The organism is Chryseobacterium sp. FG46 (assembly GCF_057809135.1).
In genome coordinates, this window is sequence record NZ_JBMDJJ010000031.1 from 1 (window position 1) to 22,941 (window position 22,941).

16 protein-coding genes are annotated in these 22,941 nt (G+C 37.7%); 4 read left to right on the forward strand and 12 right to left on the reverse strand.

Annotated elements, in window-relative coordinates; genetic code table 11:
• Positions 1-206: 206 nt before the first annotated feature.
• The 4 genes from ACODR7_RS18395 to hutI form a co-directional block, all read right to left on the reverse strand.
• Positions 207-1,499: an aldehyde dehydrogenase family protein gene (locus ACODR7_RS18395; RefSeq protein ID WP_488841337.1), complete on the reverse strand. Its 1,293-nt coding sequence runs from the start codon at positions 1,497-1,499 to the stop codon at positions 207-209.
• 138 nt (positions 1,500-1,637) lie between these two features.
• Positions 1,638-2,552, reverse strand: coding sequence for a formimidoylglutamase (gene hutG / locus ACODR7_RS18400; RefSeq protein ID WP_110368375.1), 915 nt, complete (start codon positions 2,550-2,552; stop codon positions 1,638-1,640).
• Between the two features lie 8 nt (positions 2,553-2,560).
• Positions 2,561-2,962 carry a hypothetical protein gene (locus ACODR7_RS18405; RefSeq protein ID WP_488841339.1) on the reverse strand — a complete coding sequence of 134 codons (402 nt, stop codon included), beginning with the start codon at positions 2,960-2,962 and terminating at the stop codon, positions 2,561-2,563.
• 15 nt (positions 2,963-2,977) lie between these two features.
• Positions 2,978-4,201 (reverse strand): imidazolonepropionase, encoded by a 1,224-nt coding sequence (gene hutI / locus ACODR7_RS18410; RefSeq protein ID WP_488841341.1) that lies wholly within the window; start codon positions 4,199-4,201, stop codon positions 2,978-2,980.
• 260 nt (positions 4,202-4,461) lie between these two features.
• Between hutI and ruvB the strand changes: the two genes are divergently transcribed.
• From ruvB to coaE, 4 genes are read left to right on the forward strand one after another with little or no spacing between them, the layout of a single operon-like run.
• Entirely contained in the window at positions 4,462-5,484 is a 1,023-nt protein-coding gene (ruvB, locus tag ACODR7_RS18415) for a Holliday junction branch migration DNA helicase RuvB (RefSeq protein WP_488841343.1), read from the forward strand.
• Positions 5,485-5,533: 49 nt separating this feature from the next.
• Entirely contained in the window at positions 5,534-6,145 is a 612-nt protein-coding gene (locus tag ACODR7_RS18420) for an FMN-binding negative transcriptional regulator (protein WP_488841344.1), read from the forward strand.
• A 13-nt stretch (positions 6,146-6,158) separates the two neighbouring features.
• Positions 6,159-7,025 (forward strand): MBL fold metallo-hydrolase, encoded by an 867-nt coding sequence (locus ACODR7_RS18425; protein WP_076594964.1) that lies wholly within the window; start codon positions 6,159-6,161, stop codon positions 7,023-7,025.
• Between the two features lie 9 nt (positions 7,026-7,034).
• On the forward strand, positions 7,035-7,664 hold the full coding sequence (gene coaE / locus ACODR7_RS18430) for a dephospho-CoA kinase (protein WP_488841347.1): 630 nt from the start codon (positions 7,035-7,037) through the stop codon (positions 7,662-7,664).
• Positions 7,665-7,803: 139 nt separating this feature from the next.
• On the opposite strand, the gene ACODR7_RS18435 is transcribed toward coaE, so the two are convergent.
• The 8 genes from ACODR7_RS18435 to ACODR7_RS18470 form a co-directional block, all read right to left on the reverse strand.
• Complete coding sequence (locus ACODR7_RS18435) at positions 7,804-12,234, reverse strand: GEVED domain-containing protein (RefSeq protein ID WP_488841349.1); 4,431 nt, start codon at positions 12,232-12,234, stop codon at positions 7,804-7,806.
• A 167-nt stretch (positions 12,235-12,401) separates the two neighbouring features.
• Positions 12,402-15,437 (reverse strand): reprolysin-like metallopeptidase, encoded by a 3,036-nt coding sequence (locus ACODR7_RS18440; protein WP_488841351.1) that lies wholly within the window; start codon positions 15,435-15,437, stop codon positions 12,402-12,404.
• A gap of 180 nt (positions 15,438-15,617) precedes the next feature.
• Positions 15,618-16,283 carry a DUF6048 family protein gene (locus ACODR7_RS18445; protein WP_488841353.1) on the reverse strand — a complete coding sequence of 222 codons (666 nt, stop codon included), beginning with the start codon at positions 16,281-16,283 and terminating at the stop codon, positions 15,618-15,620.
• Positions 16,249-16,725 carry a DUF6452 family protein gene (locus tag ACODR7_RS18450; RefSeq protein WP_076594959.1) on the reverse strand — a complete coding sequence of 159 codons (477 nt, stop codon included), beginning with the start codon at positions 16,723-16,725 and terminating at the stop codon, positions 16,249-16,251. The genes ACODR7_RS18445 and ACODR7_RS18450 overlap by 35 nt, the downstream gene beginning before the upstream one ends.
• Before the next feature lie 31 nt (positions 16,726-16,756).
• Positions 16,757-18,169 carry a 23S rRNA (uracil(1939)-C(5))-methyltransferase RlmD gene (rlmD, locus tag ACODR7_RS18455; protein WP_488841355.1) on the reverse strand — a complete coding sequence of 471 codons (1,413 nt, stop codon included), beginning with the start codon at positions 18,167-18,169 and terminating at the stop codon, positions 16,757-16,759.
• Positions 18,170-18,277: 108 nt separating this feature from the next.
• Complete coding sequence (locus tag ACODR7_RS18460; RefSeq protein WP_488841357.1) at positions 18,278-19,819, reverse strand: TlpA family protein disulfide reductase; 1,542 nt, start codon at positions 19,817-19,819, stop codon at positions 18,278-18,280.
• 308 nt (positions 19,820-20,127) lie between these two features.
• Entirely contained in the window at positions 20,128-20,895 is a 768-nt protein-coding gene (locus ACODR7_RS18465) for a succinate dehydrogenase/fumarate reductase iron-sulfur subunit (RefSeq protein WP_062675785.1), read from the reverse strand.
• Between the two features lie 24 nt (positions 20,896-20,919).
• Complete coding sequence (locus tag ACODR7_RS18470) at positions 20,920-22,932, reverse strand: fumarate reductase/succinate dehydrogenase flavoprotein subunit (protein WP_488841359.1); 2,013 nt, start codon at positions 22,930-22,932, stop codon at positions 20,920-20,922.
• Positions 22,933-22,941 lie beyond the last annotated feature (9 nt).

Here is a 22,941-nt window from a genome sequence, read left to right on the forward strand (position 1 = left end):
TAGCAATTAGCAATTAGCAATTAGCAATTAGCAATTAGCAATTAGCAATTAGCAATTAGCAAAATTACTTTTTGTCAAAACATAAAAAACTCCCGAAAATCAATTTTCGGGAGTTTTATTTTTTTATATAATTTGTCATTCTGAACGAAAGTGAAGTGAAGAATCTATAAGATTCCCCGGTTTCTCGGAATGACATTATACTTAATTTAGTTCCCTACAATTGTTTTAGCGGTCACAAATTCTTTTAAAGCTAATAGAGATAACTCTGTTCCATATCCGGAAGCTTTTGATCCTCCAAACGGGAAACGTGGATCAGAGCTTGTCATACGGTTGATATTGACTGTTCCGGATTCAAGGTTTTCAATGAAGAATAACTGGCGGTCTTTATTTTTAGTCCAGACAGAATTGGAAAGACCGAAAGGAATATCATTCGCCATCTGTAAAGCTTCTTCCTGATTTTTTGCTGTCATAATCATTCCAAGAGGTCCGAAAAGTTCTTCTTTCAAAATTGGATTTCCTTCCTGAACTCTGATTAAACCAGGCTTAAATTCATTTTCAGAAACTCTTTCCAAAGGAATAATAATTTCAGCACCGTTTTCCAATGCTCTGTTGAACTGGGCTTCCAGTTCATCAGCAAGATCCGGTCTTGCCATCCCTGCAAGTTTAGTTTCTTTATCTAAAGGATCACCAATCTCATACTTTTTGTATTCTTCAATGAAGATTGGTAAAAATGTATCCTCGATCTTTTCATCAATGATAAATCTTTTTGCTGCAGTACAGGTTTGTCCGCAGTTTTGAAGTCTTGATTTTACACCGGCTTTAGCGGCTTCTTCAAGATCTGCATCATCAAAAATGATAAAAGCATCACTTCCGCCTAATTCAAGTAAAGATTTTTTGATATTTAAGCCTGCTATTGAAGCTACTTCTCCTCCTGCTTTTCCGCTGCCTGTTAAGCTTACTCCTTTTACAGTGTCATGTTCAAGAATTTCTTTTACTGCTTTATGTCCTACTTCAAGATTCTGAAAAACACCTTCCGGAAAACCTGCTTCCAAAAGAACTTCTTCAATGGCATTTCCACTACCAAAACAAATTGAAGCATGCTTCAAAACTATTGTATTTCCAGCCAAAATTGCAGGAGTAGCAAATCTCAGTACCTGCCAGAAAGGAAAGTTCCATGGCATCACCCCTAAGATTACCCCTTTTGGAGCATAATTAACTTCAGAATAAGCAAATTCTGATTCTACTTTTTCAGGTTGTAAAGTATTCTCAGCGTCTGCATAATAATTCATCATTAAAGCACACTTTTCCACTTCAGCAATAGATTCTGAAATGGGTTTATTCATTTCTGTTGTAATTATTTTTCCAAATTTCCCCGAATTATTCTTTAAAATTCCCGCTGCTTTTGCAATTAACTTCTGCCTTTCCTCAAACGGCACTTTTCTCCACACTGAAAACGCTTTATCTGCTTTAATAAGCTTGCTTTCAATTAATTGTTCCATAATATAAATTTCTGTTTTAAATTCAGCTAATGAATTTATGAGCGCTTTTATTTTAAAAGCACGGTGAAATTAGCAAATTCCATTCCTTAAGGGTCAATAAAATAATGATTTTCTCTATCGGAAGAATATAACTTTATCTTACATCATTAGCCATTCATTTACAAGACATGCTGCCAGTCTTGCGGTTCTGTCCTGGATATCAAAAGAAGGGTTTACTTCTGCCACATCCAGCGCTACCAATTTTTTATTTTTTAAGATATGTCTGTAAAAATGCATAAAAGCTGTATCTGCAAAGATACCATTATATGCCGCAGCAGAAACTCCCGGAGCGACGGATGCATTAAAGACGTCCATGCAAATGGTAAGATAGGCATAATCTACACTGTTCAACAGTTCATCAATACGTTGATAGATGGAGCTAAGATTTTCAAAAAACAGTTCGTCTGCCAGGATATATTTCATCCCATACTGATGGGCTGTATCAAAAAGCTTCAATGTATTGGAGTTTCTTTGAATTCCAATATGCAGAGAATGGATTGGGCCTTCCTGAGCAATCTGCCAGAATCCTGTTCCGGAGCTTGGTCCTACTCCTTTTTCCGGCTGTCTGTTATCGAAATGGGCATCAATATTGATGATCCCTATTTTTTGTTCCGGAAAAGCTGTTTTTACGCCCAGATAATGAGCATAAGTCACTTCATGACCTCCACCCAAAACAAGAGATTTCCCTCCTTTCAAAAGTACTTTTGAGACATTTTTGGCAAGATTATTCTGAGTATTTTCCAGATTACCGTCTTCACAGGTAACATTTCCAAAGTCCAGCATTGAAAAGTCAGGAAGAATCACCGGAAAATTAGACATATTTTTCCTGATCACATCCGGAGCATCTTTCGCGCCCTGACGGCCTTTGTTTCTCCTTACTCCTTCATCTACAGCAAAACCATGTAGTGCAAAATCTCCTGTAGAAATATTATCGTAATTGTGTTCTTCTTTTACCCTTTGAAATAATCTGTGATAGAGAAGTTCTTCTCCGTCTAATCTGCCTTGCCAAATCATAATCTAAATTATTCTCTAAACCTCCCTCTGATGGTAGGTATAAATGTTCTGAAAAATAAAACTATAAACACTAATAAAGCACCACCGAATTTAAATTGCATGCTTCTATTTTCTTTACTAAAATAAAAAGTCACAACGCCTAAAGCAACAATAGCAATTAAGTAAAAGGTAGAATAAAGATATCCTCCTCTATTTTCATATTTAAATTCTCCGCCGTTTGCAGCAAACATTTCATCCAGCATGCTATTGGCAGTAGTTGCATCCACTTTTCTAATATCTGAAGTCAAATTCTTTATAATAAAATCTTTTTTTGTGCCCGCTTTTACAGCATTTAATGCATAATCAACGTTTTTTTCTGCAACTCCAATAGAGACATATTTTTCTTTAATCTCTTCTAATTTAATTTTCATGATCGTGTTTTTTTACTACTTCTTATTTCCATTGATATAAACATTTTCCGCGCTCAAGCTTCCCTGATTATACAATACATTCTGGAAATTATTGGTTTTAAAAGTGACAAAATCGGCTTTTTTTCCTGCTTCCAATTGTCCTCTGTCTTTAAGGTTCAATGCATAAGCAGCACGGAAAGTCATTCCTGCTAACACTTCGGCCGTAGTCAGCTTCTGAAATGTAGCCAGAATAGATGCCTGGGTAATCAAATTCCCCATGGGTGCAGATCCCGGATTCCAGTCACTTGCTATCGCTACGATAGCTCCTGCATCTAATAATTTTCTAGCCGGAGTAAATTTCTCACCTAATCCCAGACTCGCCCCCGGCAGAGCTGTCGCCACGGTATCAGATTCTGCCAGAAACTGAATATCTTCATCTATGGTTGCTTCCAAATGGTCCGCAGATTTTGCTCCCACTTCTACTGCAATTCTTGAACTTCCCGGTGTAAACTGATCTGCATGAACAGTGATTTCAAAGCCTAATTCTTTTGCTTTACGTAAGAAATCCTTACTTTCATCAGGCTGAAAAGCAGATTTTTCAATAAAAATATCGACTCTGTTCGCCAATCCTTCTTCTTTTACTTTTGGTAAAATTTTGGTAATGATATATTCAAGATATTCAGGATTGCTACCTTCAAAATCTCTGGGTTTTAAGTGGGCCGAAAGACAGGTAGGAACTAAAGTTGCCTTTGTTTCTTGCCGTGCTTTTTTAATTATTCTGAGCATTTTCAGCTCATTTTCCACATCCAGACCATAACCGCTCTTCACTTCAATCGTGGTAATTCCCAGATCAAGCAAAAAATTGATTCTTTCAACTAAAGTTTTTAATAATACTTCTTCTGAAGCATTTCTCGTATGCTGTACGGAACTCCAGATTCCGCCGCCGCTTTCCGCAATCTCAAGATAAGTTTTCCCGGCATTACGCATGGCAAAATCGTTGGCACGGTTTCCTCCGAAACAAATATGGGTATGTGAATCTACAAAAGCAGGAAGAACAATTTGCTCTCCTTCAATATATTCAATTTCTATAGTAGGATTTTCTGTTTTTAATGTTTCGAAATTTCCAACTTTCCGGATAGTATTCTGATCTACTACAATTCCTCCGTCTGCAATAATTTCAAGCTGGTCATCAGAAAGTTTTCCTCTTAAGGGTAAGTTAGCAAGTGTTACCACCTGCTTGAATGGTCCTATTAATTTCATTAGTTTAAAGTTAATGTGATGTTTAGATTCAAGCTGACACATTCTTACATCAGTACCTGTTTTCTCAACATTCAAAATTTTATTAATTTTTATTAATAATTTCTTCTCTCAAAAATACTTAAAATATCCCAATTATTTAAATCTTAGCTGTTCTCCTTTTCAACCCTGGCTTAAACCTCTGCATCAATCTCAACGTTTTCTCAATCTGCCCTTCAACCTTTGTCTAAATTTGCTATCTTTGAAGTAAATGAAATGAATTAATGCCAGATTTTTTACATCCAGATAAGGAAAACTACTCAAACGAGGAGCTGATGCAGGAAGAACAGATCCGTCCCCAGAGCTTTAAAGATTTTGCGGGGCAGAGAAAAACGCTGGAGAACCTTGAGGTTTTTGTTACCGCTGCAAAAAGACGTGGCGGAGCACTAGATCATGTTTTATTACACGGTCCGCCGGGACTGGGTAAAACAACTTTGGCCAATATTATCGCTAATGAACTTGGGGTAAACTGTAAGGTTACGTCGGGTCCTGTATTGGATAAGCCCGGAAGTTTAGCTGGTTTATTGACCAATCTTGAGGAAAATGATGTTCTTTTCATTGATGAGATTCACCGTCTGTCTCCTGTAGTAGAGGAATATCTTTATTCTGCAATGGAAGATTACAAGATTGACATCATGCTGGAAACAGGTCCTAATGCCAGAAGTGTACAGATAGGGCTGAATCCTTTTACTCTCGTAGGCGCTACGACAAGAAGTGGTATGCTTACAAAGCCTATGCTTGCCCGATTCGGAATTCAAAGCAGGCTGGAATATTATTCTATTGAACTTTTGTCAACCATTATTCAGAGAAGTGCAAGGGTCTTGGGTGTTGTCATTTATGAAGATGCTGCCATAGAAATTGCCAGAAGAAGCCGTGGAACACCAAGGATTGCGAATGCATTACTGAGAAGGGTACGTGATTTCGCTGAGATTAAAGGAAATGGTGAAATTGAGATCAAGATCACCAAATATGCTTTGGATTCTTTAAATGTGGACGAATTTGGTCTGGATGAAATGGACAATAAGATCATGCGTGTCATGATTGAAAACTTTAAAGGAAAACCGGTCGGGATTTCTGCTCTGGCAACATCTATTGCTGAAAATCCTGAAACACTGGAAGAAGTTTATGAACCGTTTCTGATCCAGGAAGGGTTTATTATCAGAACTCCCAGAGGACGGGAAGTTACCGACAAGGCTTACAAACATTTGAATATTACAAGACCTAAAAACCCGGGAGAACTATTTTAATTCAAAATTTTGAGTTTAAGGTTTAATATTAATGCGAATTGATTAGTTTATGTTTATACCTAAATTATACAGAAGCGAAGATTATGATTTGATGAGAGAGATTATCAAAGAAAATTCTTTTGCTTTACTAATTTCTTCCGTTGATAAGATTAGAGCTACTCATTCTATGATGATGCTTAATGAAGATGATCCTGAAAATGCTTATATTGAAACTCATATTTCAAGGGCCAATCCTCAGGCAAAAACCTTAAATGATGGAGATTCAGTTCTTTGTGATTTTTTGGGAGCTCACACTTATATATCCAGCAGCTGGTATGATCATATTAATGTTTCCACCTGGAATTACGAAGCGGTGCAGATTCATGGAAAAGTTGAAATAATGAATCATGATGAACTCTATGCTCATTTGGATAAATTAACGTCCAAATACGAAAGTTTTCAGCGATGTCCAATGATGGTAGAAGACATGGGAAGGGAATTTGTGGAAAAAGAAATGAAAGGAGCTTTTGGGATTAAAATAATTCCTACTGAAATATTTATCAAGCAAAAACTTTCTCAAAACAGAAAAGAATCTGATTTTAATACTATTATCAGCCAGCTTGAACAATCTGATGATAACGCGAGAAAAATTGCGGAGAAAATGAAATTAATAAAGAAATAATCAAAATATACATATGAAGTTATATCCAATACAATGTGGAAAATTTAAACTGGACGGCGGTGCTATGTTCGGAGTCGTCCCGAAGAGTCTGTGGGAAAAAACGAATCCGGCAGACGAAAAAAACCTAATCGAGCTGGGAACCCGTTCCCTTCTTATTGAAGATGGAAAAAAACTGATCCTTGTAGACTGCGGTCTTGGTAATAAACAGGATGACAAATTTTTCGGTCACTACTCTCTTTGGGGAGATGATAGTCTTGATAAAAATCTTAAAAAATATGGCTTTATAAAGGAAGATATTACGGATGTATTCCTTACTCACCTTCACTTTGACCACTGTGGTGGAGCTATAGAATGGAATGATGACAGAACCGGATACAGACCAGCCTTTAAAAATGCTAATTTCTGGACTAATGAAAATCACTGGCAGTGGGCAACAGAACCCAATGCAAGAGAAAAAGCAAGCTTCCTGAAGGAAAACATTATGCCCATGCAGGAAAGCGGGCAGCTTAACTTTTTGCCACTTCCCACTACCGGAAACTACGGTTTCGCTCCGGATCTGAAAATGGACGTTATCTTCGTAGACGGGCATACCGAAAAGCAGATGCTTCCGGTTATCCAGTATCAGGAAAAAACAGTTGTTTTTGCTGCAGATCTTATTCCTACAGCAGGACATATCAACCAAGTATATGTGATGGGATATGATACAAGACCTCTTTTAACACTGGAAGAAAAAGGAAAATTCCTTAAACAGTGTGTAGACAACGAGTATTTATTGTTCTTTGAGCATGATGCCCATAATGAGCTTGCCAGTCTTAAAATGACCGATAAAGGGGTAAGACTCGATGAAACGTTTAGCTTTAATGATGTTTTTGGATATTAATTTTTAATCATGGAAGAATTACATTCAGAAACACCACAGACAGAGCCGGAACCAGCACCCAAGATCATTGGTTTAACAGGAGGAATAGGCTCTGGAAAAACCACAGTAGCGCGCTTTATAGAGGAATTCGGTTTTCCGGTTTATTATTCCGATGACAGAGCAAAAGCCATTATCAATGAGAGTGAAGATCTGAAAATAAAAATCAAAGAACTTCTAGGCGAAGATTCGTATGATGAGAACGGGTTGTATGACAGAAAATTTGTAGCAGATAAAGTTTTTAATAACAGAGATCTGCTTCAGCAATTGAATGAGATTATTCATCCCGCTGTAAAAATTGATTTTGAAAACTGGGTCAGGAAACAAAGCAAATATTTAGTTTTTAAAGAAACAGCTTTATTATTTGAACTGAAGCTTAACAGACAATGTTATAAATCTCTTCTGGTAACTGCCGAGGATAATATCAGGATCAAAAGAGTAATGGACAGGGATCATAAAACCTATCGTGAGGTAGAAACTGTCATGGAAAAACAAATGCCTGAAAGGGATAAAATTAAAATGGCAGATTGTATTATCTATAACAATACCAATCTGGAAGAATTAAAAGAACAAACTGAAAAAGTGATCTTCAGTATTGAATAAATAAAAACTCGTTAGAAGCTTTTCTAACGAGTTTTTTTCTGCAAAAAATATTTCTTAGGAGCAGCAGGTTCACCTGAGAGATTTGTGCAAAAAATAAGCCTCCATTTCTGGAGGCTTATTCTATTGAAATTTAAATATCTTATTCTTTGATAAATTTCTTTTGAGTAGTATTACCGTTATCATCAATATCAATAACATAAACACCGTTAATCAATCTGCTTACGTTGATCTGGTTGTTCAGTAAGATACCGTCAGCGATAACTTGTCCTGTAGCATTGTAGATCTTATACTTAGCTCTTTTGCTAACATTTTTCACAAACAATACTGAGCTTACCGGGTTAGGATAAATCATAACACTGGTCTGATCAATTGGGTTAGCAACAACCGGTTTAGAAATTCTTACCGTGTAATCCTCTACCTCTCCGTTTTTGAAGTCAGCACAGTTTACAGGGATACCGTCTCTAGACATGGCAACTCTCATCACTACATACTTATAATCTGTCATACTTACAAAAGCATCAGCAGGAACATTGAATTTACCTGAAACAGGGCTGTTTGAATTTGGTGAAGAAGTGAATACTCTTTCATTGATATCAAACTCTCCGTTTCTGTTGAAGTCAATCCAAACTGCGATTCCTTCGTTATAAGTAGTTCCTGTCCATTTTTTCTCAATAATGATCTCATTGTCAGTAGATCCCTGGATCATTTCGATGAATGTTTTAGGAACTCCGGTATAATCTGTATATGTAGATGCTCCGGATTCATTCTCCATTGTTTTCTTACCCGTAGGCTTCACTGTAACTTTGGAAATATGCTCACCTGTAGAGTTTTCTGCTTTCATCTTACAGTAAATTACTGTAGGTGTTGTAAAGTAGTAAGGAGGAGTATAGTTTCCTGGTGTACCATTACAGATATTCACTACCTGCATTTCATATTTCGTTAATTCTGCAAGACCTGTTAATACAATGTTATTAACTAATGATGGTACTTCTGTCCAGCTTGGAATACCCACTTTTCTGTATCTAAGAACATACGTTGCTCCCGGGAACGGATCCCATTGGATCGCCGCTGATGTAGGAAGCAATTGAGTAATTGTTAATCCTGGAGGTGGAATCTGGCATATTCTTTCTGTAGTAAATACTTTAGGGTTAGAATATGGATTTAATGTAGATTCACCGTTACACTGGTTAGCAATCTGAACTTCATAGGTAGTATATGGCTCTAAAGGAGTTACACTTCCTAATACATAAGTATTTGCAGGAGCGGCCGGTAAACTTATTGTAGCCCATGTTGTAGCACCTACTTTTCTCCATCTCATTGTATATGTAGAACTTGCCGCAAGCGGAGACCATGTAATCAATGCAGTTGTTGGGGTGATAGTACTTACAGTTACATTTGGAGGAGTAGGATCACATCTTGTAGTAAACGTTTTGATTGGTGTTGCTGTTCCAACAATGTCTCCACAAATGGCTGCAACTTCTACTTCATAAGTAGTAGCTGGTGTCAGACCGCTGATTACTAACGGAAGATTACCTAATTGTGCGGAAGCATATACCTGCGTCCAGGCAGTTGTTCCCTGAACTCTGTATCTCACCACATAGCTCACTCCTGCTCCTGTGATTGTTACAGTAGCTGTTGTATGCGTTGTTGTAAATGTTGGTGCATTAGGAGTTGCATTGCTGCAAGGTCTGATTCTTACTCTATAGTCTTCTACTTCCCCATCTATTGCATTCTGACACATTGTAGGAGCACTTGTACGCTTCAGCACAACTCTCATTGTAGTTGTTAATGGCCCTGTGTAAGCATTTGAAGGAACTGGAAAAGTAGCAGTAACCGGAGTCGTTGTATTGGCTGGAGAAATTAAAATTCTCTCAGCATCAGTAAACTGTCCGTTTCTGTCAAAGTCGATCCAAGCTGTTACAGCATCGTTACCTGTTGCACCTGTCCATCCTTTTGCTACAGAGATTTTATTATTCTGAGAATCTACATCCAGAGTAATAAGAGTCTCCGGAGTAGTATAGCTGATATAATTTGTCTGTACTGAAGTATTATTCATTGGCGGAACACCCAGGTTCGAAGAGGTAACTGTTACATTCGAAATATGGTCATTCGTTCCGGTACCTGTCATTGGACAGTAAGACAATGGAGGTGTTGTAAATGTTACCGATGATGAGTAAGATCCTGTAGAACCGTTACAAGTTGTAGAAACCTGAACCTCATAATTAGTCTGTTCTGTAAGACCAGTAATTCCGTAGAAGTTCTGACCGGCAGGAACTGTTGCTGTTTGCCAAGCTCCACTTGGGGCAACTCTCCATCTTATATTATACGTAGCACCAGCAGTAGCAACCCATGATACAGTTGCTGTAGTAGCAGCGATATTATTCACTGTAATATTTGTTGGAGCAGCTGTTGAACAAGGTTGAGCATCTACAAATTTTACTGCATAATCTTCTACTTCTCCCTGGCTGAATGTACCACAAGGATTAGCATTATCAAAATATCTCATTACTACACGCATACGGGTAGGAAGAGTTCCTGTATACACATTACCACTTGCCACTGTAGGTACTGCGAAAGTAGCCGTTACAGGAGTAGTTGTGCTATAGGTAGTATTAAGAATTCTTTCACTGGTTTCAAATGTTCCGTTTCTGTTAAAATCTACCCATGCAGAAACTCCATAAGATGTAGGAGAACCTGGCCAGTATTTGTTTACAGAAATTTTATTATTTGCTGAACCTCTTTCAAAGATCACTACTCTTGTAGCATCTGCGGTATAGTCTTTATAATTGTCAGATCCGGAATTACTTAACATAATAGGAGTATTCGTAGGAGTAACAGTTACATTATTAATATATCCGCTTGTAGCAGTATTACTTGTAGGGCCAGCCGTACAATAAGTAAGAGCCGGTGTTGTAAAGGTAACACTTGGTGAGAAAGCACCTGTTGTTCCTCCACAAACAGTAGCAACCTGTACTTCATATGTAGTCTGCTCCAATAATCCTGTAAGCATTTGGTTACTGATTAATGGTGTATTTACTGCAATCTGCTGCCATGCACCAGAAGGAGAAACTCTGTATCTTACTATATAAGTAGCCCCAGTAGCTGATGTCCAGGTAACATTAGCTGAGGAAGGAGTTATGTTATTTACCGTAATATTAGATGGTGGTGCTGTAGTACAAGTTGATAAGTCTATAAATTTTACAGCATAGTCTTCGGTTTCACCGTAAGAGTATGTTCCACAAGCATTAATAGGGCTGTATTCGTTTAATACAACACGCATTTTTGTAGTCAGGTTTCCAGTGTAAACACCACCAGCAACAGTTGGTATTGTAAAGGTTGCTGTAACCGGAGTTGTTGTATTACTTGGTGAAGTAAGCACTCTTTCAGTTGCTTCAAAAACACCATTACGGTTAAAATCAATCCAAACTCCCGTTAAGAAACTATATTGATAACCTGGCCAAGCTTTTGAAACAGAAACCGTAGCAGTACCACCTCTTACCAAAGTAACTACTCTTGTAGGATCTGTACTGTAATCTGTATAACCACTCTGACCAGAGTTACTGTACATGGACGGAGCTCCTTGTGCATTAACAGAAACCTGATTGATATATCCATCAATAAAAGTACTCGTAGCACCGGAATTACAATAAGTGAGTGCTGGAGTTGTAAAGTTGATGCTGGAAGAGAATGCTCCCTGTGAACCACCACAAACAGTGGCTACCTGAACTTCATACTGAGTCTGCTCAGTTAATCCGGTAATAAGCTGGTTTCCGACCAATGGAGTTGTAACATTGATTGTTATCCAAGGTCCACCTGATACAGGCCTGTATCTTACAACATAAGTAGCTCCTGCAGAAAGATACCAGCTCACATTAGCAGAAGTTGTTGTAAGGTTTGAAACTGCAATATTGGTAGGCGGAGCCGCTGAACAAGCTGAAAGCGGTTGGCTTTCCAACTGTATTCTAGGAATATCTGCAAGTCTGTCTTTTGCAGAAGGAGGTGCTGCAGGGTCCGGATTTGCAGTATCCTCATAATAGATGATCCCTCGGTTGGCCCCGGCATTATAAGATCCCCAGGCCGTACCTGGTGAAGATGCATATCCTGGGGTTTTTTCATTTACAGCAACCACAAGATTGTCTGTTCCATTCCATAAAAATGGAGTAGCCAATTGAAGAGTTACCCAGTTTCCATTTGATAGGGTAGGTAAATTTCCGTCATACACCTGAGTCAGTGAACTTAATGGAATCCAGTTTGTATTGGAGGCAAAGTTATTCTGGGTTGTGTTTCCCATGTATACCACCCAATCCTTATATACAGCCTGAGAGGTTGCAACAGTGGTGGAATAAAACTTTATAGCCGTGATATAGTTCGACGTACCGATGGCAGTCGTAAGTTCCGCAGCAGTGTAGATCTGCTGGGAATAACTATACCCATAATAGGAACGTATGGGGAGATACACAGAGGTACCTGTTCCTGTCCCAATCTGCCCTGCCTGAGCCGAGACTTTGGATACAAAGCCTGTACAAATCAAACAGAGAAACAGAATTAAAGAGGTAAAGAGTTTCTTCATAATGTTTTCATTATAATATTAATCACACAAATCTAATCATTTTTTATTATTAATTTATAAGTGCATTTGGGTTTTTTCTGAAAAAAAACAATATTTTTTCCGCTTATGCTCTAAATAAAGAAATCCCCGAGGCTTCCCGGGGATTTACTAATATTTAAAGGTTATCTTTATTTTTTAATAAATTTAGATTTGAATTGTTCAATTCCTTTATCATCTATGGTAATTATATATCCACCTTTAACTAATGTTGAAACATTAACCTTTCCATTATTGATATTTCCTCTATCTACTAATTGTCCGGCAGCACTATAAATTTTATAAGTTGCCTTATCTGAAACTTTAGTAACATTTAGAACATCAACTACCGGATTCGGATAAATCTGGATACCATCATTCTTAACAGTTGTTTCAGAAGTAGCAAGGTTTCCTGTAATAACTACGTTATAATCTTCAACTTCTCCGTAATCGAAAAGGTCTCCACATACATAGTCTGCAGGCAATGAAAGGCCAACATTTCCGTTTCCGGTACCAGCTCCAACATAGAATGCTACAACTCTCATTCTTAGTGGCTGCCCTTCTACTGCATTACTTGGAATTGTAACATTTGAATTGATCACCGTTGATGGCTGCGTTAATGTTACAGGATAATTCAATACTCTTTCGGAATCACTGAAAACACCGTCCTTGTTAAAGTCAATAAATGCTGCTACTGCATCATAATCTGCAACATCAGGGTTACCAACAGTAACAGACATAGGGTAAACATTTCCTTTTGTTAAGTTAATCTGAAGAGCTGAATTCGTTGTATAATTTGTATAGGTACTATTTGCGGAAGTATTATTTACGTTTGCAAGTGTTACATTTGCAATATACTCATAACTTGAACTAGCTGTAGAAGCTGTACAATAAGTAAGTGCCGGTGTACTGAAGTTTACAGATGCAGAATATGTTCCTACTGTAGTACCGCAAACTAAAGCCACCTGTACTTCATAGGTAGTACCATCAATCAAATTACTTAGGTTAATTGAAGGAACTGCAGTATCAGCTTCAGTCCATACAGTTGTACCTACTTTTCTGTAACGTACTTTATAAGTTGCTCCGGTATAAGACATCCAAGACACGCTTCCTGAAGAAACAGTAATATTGCTTACCACAACGTTAGTTGGAGCAGCACTGCTACAAGCAGATAGAGGAGCAATACTAACAGGCCCTACTGCATAGAAAACATTTCCTATTGAAGAAACTCTTACTTTAATCGTTTGACCGTTCAATGAAGAAGGGAAAGTAAAGTTTTCAGATCCGTCGTTAGGTGTTGAAGCAGATAGAACAGTCCAGGTTGTTCCGTTATCTGTAGTATAGTCGATCTTTACATTAGCAACATTATAAGGAGCTGCATTGGTGTTGGCAACAATCCACTGAACCGGAGTTGGCGTATTCACATCAGCATATTGGTTAGCTAATCTGAAAGGACCATTATCTCCTACAACAATTGTCTGAACTTTAAAAGCTGACTGCTGTTGAGCCACATTGGAATTATTATCTCTTACCGTTAATGCAAAATTTGTAGTTCTTGCTATAGTAGATACTGCTTCCCAGGTATTATTTGCATTATTTAATACTCCACTCATTACAGAAGTAAATTTCGGGAAGTATCTTGTTGGGCTTGCGTTGGGAGCAGCAGATCTGAATGAAGCTCCTGATGTTGTATTTCCTAAGTTATACTTATCAATAGAAACTGATGCATCATCTACTTCTTCCCAGGAATAGGTCATTGGGTCATTTTCAGGATCTGTAGCAGTACCTGTTAATGCAAAAGCAGTACCTTTAGGTATAGTATATGTTGGCAGATCAGCAATTACCGGCGGGTTGTTGGTAATTGTAGTTTCTACATCACAAGTTTTTGCAATTAAATTAGCCTGTACCTGACCGATACTTGCTTTGTGGAAATAAGGATCAGAATTTGCCTGAACATCTGTGTCAGGACCCGTAATACCTGCATATCCCATGATGGTAGTTCCTGAACCTGGTTCCATATTCACCCCGCTTCCTTCAAGATTATGAGAGAAAGTATGGTTAGCTCCTAACTGATGCCCCATTTCGTGCGCAACGTAATCGATATCAAAGCTGTCTCCTGATGGAATTCCATTTGCCGGAGAAGTAAATCCTGAACCTTTCCCTTTAGGAACGGTAGTGGTAGGATTGATACATACACACCCGATACATCCTGCATTTCCTCCACCTCCTGATTTACCGAACAAGTGTCCGATATCATAATTTTCATTTCCTACATTATTTGTCAAGGCAGTTTGTAACTGTGTATTCCATGCTCCCTGTGATCCGGTGGCAGCTGCAGCATACGGATCGTTAGCCGGGTCAATATAAATTACATTAGGAAAATTCTGCAGGTTCAGGTGCAATGCAAAATCTTTCTCAAAAACTCCATTTACTCTGGTTAGTGTGTTATTGATGGCAACAAGAGCAGGAGCTCTTTTCTGATCATCAGTAGCAGTAGCAGGAACTCCGGCAAGTGTCATAAAGTATTGTGTATACTCACCTGTAACTGACATTGCCAGTCTCATTGTTCTGTATTTCTTATCAGAACTTTTGTTAAAAGTTGTTGGCTGATTTGAGAATGACTGTCCGTTTTTTAATAAAGCATCTATTTCCTTCTTAGCAGCAGGAGACTCTTCTGTAGAACACAAGAAACCATTCTTTTCCTTTTTTGTTTTAGGATGAACAGCATACACTGTTTTGTCTGTTGAAGCAGGGTCAATAAATTCATATTTATCTCCATGGATAATCATTGACTGAAAATCATTAGGAGCGATACTGAATCTTAAATATTTGGTAGGGTCTTCGACACTTGTTCCAACATAAGATCCTAATTCATACTTGTCTGCCAGCTCTTTTACAACTACCGGAAAACTGTATACGTTAAACCTTTCAATCTTCCCACTCATAGTAGGAAGAGAAATTACTACAGGAGTGGAATTTGCTCCCATTTCCTGTGCATTCTTCAGCTGAGATCTCAGTAAGTTAAGGTCCAGTTTATAGTACCCGTTACCTCTTACATTAGATTGATCTACTCTAAATCCTGTACTTCTTTTGTTATCGTCTCCTTTTTTAAGAGAAGTGGGTGTCCATTGGCCGAACACTGCCCCTCCAATAAAAGTAAACATTAAAGCAGTAAATACTCTTTTCATAAATTAAAACACAATTATAATTTCCGCCAAATATAACTAATTTATAAATTACACAAACGAAATAAGTTGTTATTTTTTAATATCATACATCCAATAAGCATATTTATTAAAAAAAACACAAACTTTAGACTCATCTAAAGTTTGTGTTTTATGTATTTTAAACGTTATGTATTATTATTTTTAGAACTTATACGCGATATTCCATGCAAATCCCATATTAAACTTGGAAGAACTTTTTCCAAAACCTGGAACAATCATCGGAGAGATATCATCCTGTTTGGAAGTGTATACCATATATCTTGGCTGAAGATTTACATCTATATAAAAATTGGAGCTGAATAACTGCACCCTTCCTCCTATAGTTCCTTCCAGCCAAAAAGAAGACTGAGAGGATGAGGGAAATGCTTCAGAGGAGTTACTTCCTCCAAATCCACGAACAGGAACCGCCATATACTCCTGATTATAAAATGATCCTCCCACTTTTCCTCCTGCATAAAAACCGTTGAATTCATTTTCAGCATCTTTTGCGAGCATATAGAATGCTCCCAACTTAACAAAGGGACCGTTTGCCTTGGCATCATATCCATTCTTCTGATATACGTTTTTCTCAAAACCGGCTTCTGCAATGGCATGAACATTTCCTCTGATCTTTGAAGAGATAAATCCCTGATATAGTTTTCTATCCGAAAAAAATCCGGCTCCGGTATTCAATACATCAAGGCCAACCATAAAATTAGGTTCATATTTTTCGTGAACCTTCTTCTCTGCTTCCTTTTTTTTGTCCTGAGCCCAGCTTATTATCCCAAATAAACTAAAAAGAAAGGTAAAGATTAGTCTTGTCTTCATTCTCTATTTGATTTTGTCCGGCCTCCAGCTTTAGCACCGGATTAGGAGTTAACAATTCTGAACTTAAATTCTCATATGACTTTTTAATCCCGCATCCCGGAGATACATAAGTTGATTTCGTAGTATACTTAATCCTTACTTTAGATTCCGCACCCTTTTTGGTAAGTTTGAAATAAACGTCTGTATACGGTGAGCTGTCTACCCGTAAAGGAATTAATCTGGAATCAATCTTTGCAACTCCTCCCAGATCTACCTTTCCGGCACCATAATCTACCGCAACATAGAGTGAATCCAGAGTCTTCTCTTTTCCACTATCCATAGACCTGAAGGCTACCTTCATTCTGGGAGTTCCTTCTCCGCTTTCACAAATATCATCGTCACCTCCACAGGAAAAAAGCATTCCTAAAAAGCAGATCGCTATGAGAAATTTAAAGTACTTCATATTAAGATTTGAAATTCAAATTTAAATAAATTTATTTTTTAATCAGCAATGCAATATTCTCAACATGGTGTGTTTGCGGAAACATATCTACCGGTAAGATCTTCACTAAAGTATAATGTTCTTTCATCAATGCCAGATCTCTTGCCTGTGTTGCTGAATTACAGCTTACATAAACTACTTTTTCCGGTGAAAGCTTAAGAATCTGTTCTACCACCTTCTGATGCATTCCATCTCTTGGTGGATCTGTGATTAATACATCTGCTTTAGGGTGGTTTGCCATGAATTCATCATTGAAAATATCTTTCATATCTCCACAATAGAATGTTGTGTTTGTCAATCCGTTCAATGCGGCATGTTCTATTGCTGCATCTATGGCTTCCTGTACAGATTCTATCCCGATGACCTGTTTTGCATTTCTTGCTACATACTGGGCGATTGTTCCTGTTCCTGTATAAAGGTCATATACTACTTCATTACCTTTCAGATCTGCAAATTCCAATGTTTTTCTGTATAGTTCCAATGCCTGTTTGTAGTTGGTCTGGAAGAATGATTTCGGTCCTATCTTAAACTGCAGCCCGTCCATCTCTTCCATAAGATAACCTTCCCCGAAGTACACATTGATATTTAAATCATAAATAGAGTCATTCTGTTTAGGGTTGATGGCATATACCAACGTTTTAATCTGCGGAAATTTTTCTAATAAGAATTCAAAAAGTTTTTCTCTATTTTCTTTTTCTTCTCTGTAAAGCTGGAAAAGAACCATCCACTCTCCTTTTGAGTTCTGTCTCATCATCAAGGTTCTAAGGAAACCTTCCTGATTTCTTACATCAAAGAAATCCAAGCCATTATTAACACCGTATTCTTTTACAGCCAATCTTATAGCATTGGAAGGATCTTCCTGAAGGAAACACTCCTTCAAATCCAGAATTTTGCTCCACATTCCAGGAATATGAAAACCTAAAGCATCTTTGCTCCCGAAATTCTCTTCGGAACTGATTTCGTATTGAGTAAGCCATCTTGCGTTAGAGAAGGAAAACTCCATTTTGTTTCTATAAAAATACTGTTCTTCAGATCCTAGAATTGGCACGGTTACAAAGTCATCAATTCCTCCGATTCTTTTAATATTATTATATACTTCTTCCTGTTTAAAATCAAGCTGCTTTTCATAGCTCATATTCTGCCATTTGCATCCTCCGCAAGTACCAAAGTGGATACATTTAGGCTCTACTCTGTATGGTGATTTTTCAAGAACTTCAATTGCTTCGCCTTCATAATATTTTGACTTTGCTTTTTTCACTCTTACATTCACAATATCACCGGGAATTGCCCCGGAAACCATTACAGTTTTACCTTCGTCTGTTTTCCCTATTGCCACGCCTTTAGCTCCGGCTGTCAATAGTTTTATATTTTCAAGAACTAGATCTCTTTTTTTCTTCCTACTCATTCTAAAATTTTCTATTTTCCTAATTGAAACTTTTACGTTCCAGTTTGCAAAAATACAATAAAAAAAACCTTATCCGAAGATAAGGTTTCTATACTGTGTTAAAGTTTATTATTTTGTTGGAGCCGGTTGTGGATTTGCCTTCTGTGGTGCTTGCTGCATAGCAGATGGATCAAGCTGCAGTTGTGGCTGCATTTGAGCATTAGGATCTACTTTCGGAGCCGAAAGACCTGTCTGCTTGTCAAGAATCGTTACCAATTCCTGCTCACCAAGATTTACGAAAGATCTGCTGGCAATTTTACCGTCTTTATCAATGATTACAAAACAAGGTAATTTGAATCCGTATACTCCATATTTCTTAGCAATATCTGAGTTCAATCCTCCTTCTCCGTAAACATTTATTCCCTGAATTCCTTTCAATAAAGAATTACTTGTTTTAATGAACTGATCTTTTGTATCATCAACATTTACAAATACAAAATTCATTTTAGACTTATAAAAGTTTACCACTTCTTTTAATACAGGTACGGTAGCTTCGCTGATGTAAGGATTCCATGAAGCGTAGAAGAATAACATATAAGGTTTCCCTTTGTTTTCAGAAAGCTTGTAAGCTTTTCCGTCTTGTTTTGCTAAAGCTGCTTCAGGAGCTGCTTCTCCGATTTTAAGTCCTGTAATAGCCACCTGCATTTTTAAAAGGTCACTTTTAATAGTAGCATCTTTAATATCTGAATCGATGATCTTTTTAATCTTGTCGATATTGGCAGCCGGACTTGTTGGGTGAATATCAGCCTGAGCCATTACAAATGCAAGAAGATAATCTTTTGTTGTTTGAGATAAATCTTTTTTAGTTTTTAAATACTGAGCGAACATCTCAGAAGTTGTAATCCCTGTTTTTCCTTTGCTGTTTGCTTCCGCATACTTCTGGAAATCAGGAGTCATTTTTACAAGAAGATATTGTCTGTAAAGAGGAATAGTTTTCACCATTGCTTCTTTATCTGTTTCCAACTTGGTTTCGTAATCTTTGAAAGCCTTAGAAGCTTTGAAAGATGGATTTCCAGACATTGGACCGTGAGACATTTCATAGTTCGCAAGCAAGTTAAGAATGGTTACTTTCACATCGTTTTTCTTCCATTCTAATAATCCTTTGCTTGGATTATTTTTCTTAGCCAGGTCATCTACGTTTTTATTAATATCCGCTTCGATTTTATGCATCCCTTTCAAGAATGCAGCTTCATCTCCTGCCATCAAAGCGCCTAAGTTAACTTTATTACCATACTCAGCTAAAAACTTCTGAGAAGCCGTAAGGAAATCATTGTTCTTTTTAGCATCTCCGGTAATTACATATTCATTTGGGAAAGTAGCTCCGTTTCCTGAGATATTCACTTTTTGTCCTCCTTCAAGATAGATCAGACTTTGTCTGCCTGCGTAGTTGATTACGTACATCCCATCTTTAGGAGCATCAAAATTTCCTGAAAAGTTTCCGTCTTTATCCAGACCTATATTAATCAAAGGCAGGGTTCCTACTCCTGAAGCTTCTACAAATTCAATTCTTTCTAATGGTGAGCTTCCAGTAATTTTTCCTTTTACTTCTACTTTTTTTGAACAAGACATCACAAAGAATGTGATGATAAACAATAAAAGATATTTTTTCATTTCAATTTTTAATATTACACAAAAATACGCTTTTTAGGGCTTGCTAATTCACTCTAATTATTTTTTTTAAAAATTTTATTATTACCGTTCAAAAAGGATATTTCAATTACGGAATACTGTCTTTTTGAAGGTAAAAAGTATTTGAAGGTCTTTTCCGAAAACGATTCAATTACCTTTCAAATATATACTTAATAAATAAAGAATAACGAAGATCAGTCAATAAGTTAACAAACTTTAACAGGGGTATTTATTTCATAAAAAAATCGCCTCCAAAAGTGAAGGCGATTTTTCATGTATTTGAATCAATTCTATCCTTGATCTACAAGAGCAGCCATGTATTCTCTGTTCATTCTTGCGATGTTTTCAAGAGAAATACCTTTAGGACATTCTACTTCACATGCTCCGGTGTTTGAACAGTTTCCGAATCCTTCTTCGTCCATAGCTTTCACCATGTTCAGAACTCTTCTCTTAGCTTCTACTCTACCTTGTGGAAGTAATGCATACTGAGAAACTTTAGCTCCCACGAATAACATTGCAGATCCGTTTTTACATGTAGCTACACAAGCTCCACATCCGATACAAGCTGCTGCATCCATTGCTTTATCTGCATCTTCTTTGGGAACAGGAATTGCGTTAGCATCCAATGTATTACCAGAGGTGTTTACAGAAATAAACCCTCCTGCTGCCATTACTCTGTCGAATGCGCTTCTGTCTACCATTAAGTCTTTGATAACAGGAAAAGCGGCACTTCTCCAGGGTTCAATAACGATAGTCTCTCCATCTTTGAACATTCTCATGTGAAGCTGACAAGTTGTAATCCCCGTATCAGGCCCGTGAGCTCTACCATTGATGTAAAGAGAGCACATCCCGCAGATTCCCTCACGACAGTCGTGGTCGAAAGCGATAGGTTCTTTTCCTTCGTTAATTAAATTTTCGTTCAGGATATCTAACATCTCTAAAAATGAAGAGTCTGTAGATACATCTGATATTTTATAGGTCTCAAACTGACCTTTAGTTTTACTATTTTTTTGTCTCCAAATTTTCAGCGTAAGATGTAAGCCTTTTTTTGCACTCATAATGTTATATTTATAGGTTGGAGATTATTTATAACTTCTAGTTTTAACCTCGATGTTGTCATATATCAATTCTTCTTTATGCAACACTTCCGCGTTGATATCGCTCCCTTGATATTCCCAAGCTCCGACGTATTTGTAGTTTACGTCATCTCTTTCCGCTTCTCCATCCGGAGTTGAATGGTCTTCACGGAAATGTCCACCACAAGATTCGTTTCTGTGTAGTGCATCGATAGCCATTAATTGCCCAAGTTCAAGGAAGTCTGCTACTCTGAATGCTTTTTCAAGCTCAGTGTTCATACCTTCTCCTTCTCCTGGTACTTTTACGTTTTTCCAGAAATTGTTTCTTACTTCTTCAATTTCCTTGATTGCTTCTCTTAATCCTTCAGGAGTTCTTCCCATTCCAACTTTATTCCACATAATGTTTCCTAATTGTTTGTGGAAATAGTCTACAGAGTGAGTTCCCTTATTGTTTAAGAAGAAATCAATTTTATCTTTAATTCCTTTTTCAGCCTCATCAAAAGGTGCTGAATTAGTAGGAATAGTTCCTGTTCTGATATCCGCAGAAAGGTAGTCTGCAATTGTGTAAGGAAGTACGAAATATCCGTCAGCAAGACCTTGCATCAATGCGGAAGCACCCAATCTGTTTGCTCCGTGATCTGAGAAGTTAGCCTCACCAATTACGAAACATCCAGGGATCGTAGACTGAAGGTTATAATCAACCCATACACCACCCATTGTATAGTGAACTGCAGGATAGATCTTCATTGGAGTTTTGTAAGGATCATCAGCTGTAATTTTTTCGTACATTACGAATAAGTTACCGTATTTCTCCTCAACCCACTTCTTACCAAGATCATAGATCTGCTGATCTGTAGGATTATGAATATGTTTTTCGATAGCGGCTTCTTTACCTTTTTTCATGATCTCTGTAGAGAAATCAAGGTAAACACCTTCTTTAGTATCATTATTTTCAATTCCGTATCCGGCATCACATCTTTCCTTAGCAGCTCTGGAAGCTACATCTCTAGGTACAAGGTTACCGAATGCAGGATATCTTCTTTCTAAATAATAATCTCTATCTTCTTCTTTAATATTTTCAGGTCTTAATTTGCCTTCTCTGATCGCTACTGAATCTTCAATTTTCTTAGGAACCCAGATTCTTCCTGAGTTTCTTAATGATTCAGACATCAAAGTCAGTTTAGACTGTTGTGTTCCGTGAACAGGAATACAAGTCGGGTGAATCTGTACGTAGCAAGGATTTGCGAAGTAAGCTCCTTTCTTGTGAATTTTCCATGCCGCAGAAACGTTGGATCCCATTGCATTGGTAGAAAGGAAGTATACGTTTCCGTATCCTCCTGAAGCAATTACCACTGCGTGAGCAGAGTGTCTCTCAATTTCACCTGTTACAAGGTTTCTTGCGATAATCCCTCTTGCTTTTCCGTCAACAATAACAAGATCTAACATCTCATGACGGTTGTACATCTTGATTCTACCTTTACCGATCTGACGGCTCATTGCAGAATAGGCACCTAATAATAACTGCTGTCCTGTCTGTCCTTTTGCGTAGAACGTTCTTTTTACCTGAACCCCACCAAATGAACGGTTATCCAGCTGTCCGCCGTAATCTCTACCGAAAGGAACCCCCTGGGAAACACACTGGTCAATAATATTGGCCGAAACTTCAGCTAATCTGTAAACGTTGGCTTCTCTTGCTCTATAGTCACCACCTTTAATGGTATCATAGAATAATCTGTAAGTAGAGTCACCGTCTCCCTGATAATTCTTCGCTGCGTTGATCCCTCCCTGAGCGGCAATGGAGTGCGCTCTTCTTGGAGAATCCTGGTAGCAGAATGCTTTTACGTTATATCCCTGCTCAGCCAATGTAGCCGCAGCAGAACCTCCTGCCAAACCTGTACCTACAACAATAATATCAATCTTATCTCTGTTGTTTGGTGCAACAAGGTTCATATGGTCTTTATGATTTTTCCACTTGTCTTTAAGAGGACCCGCTGGAATTCTTGAATCTAATTTACTCATATTAGTATA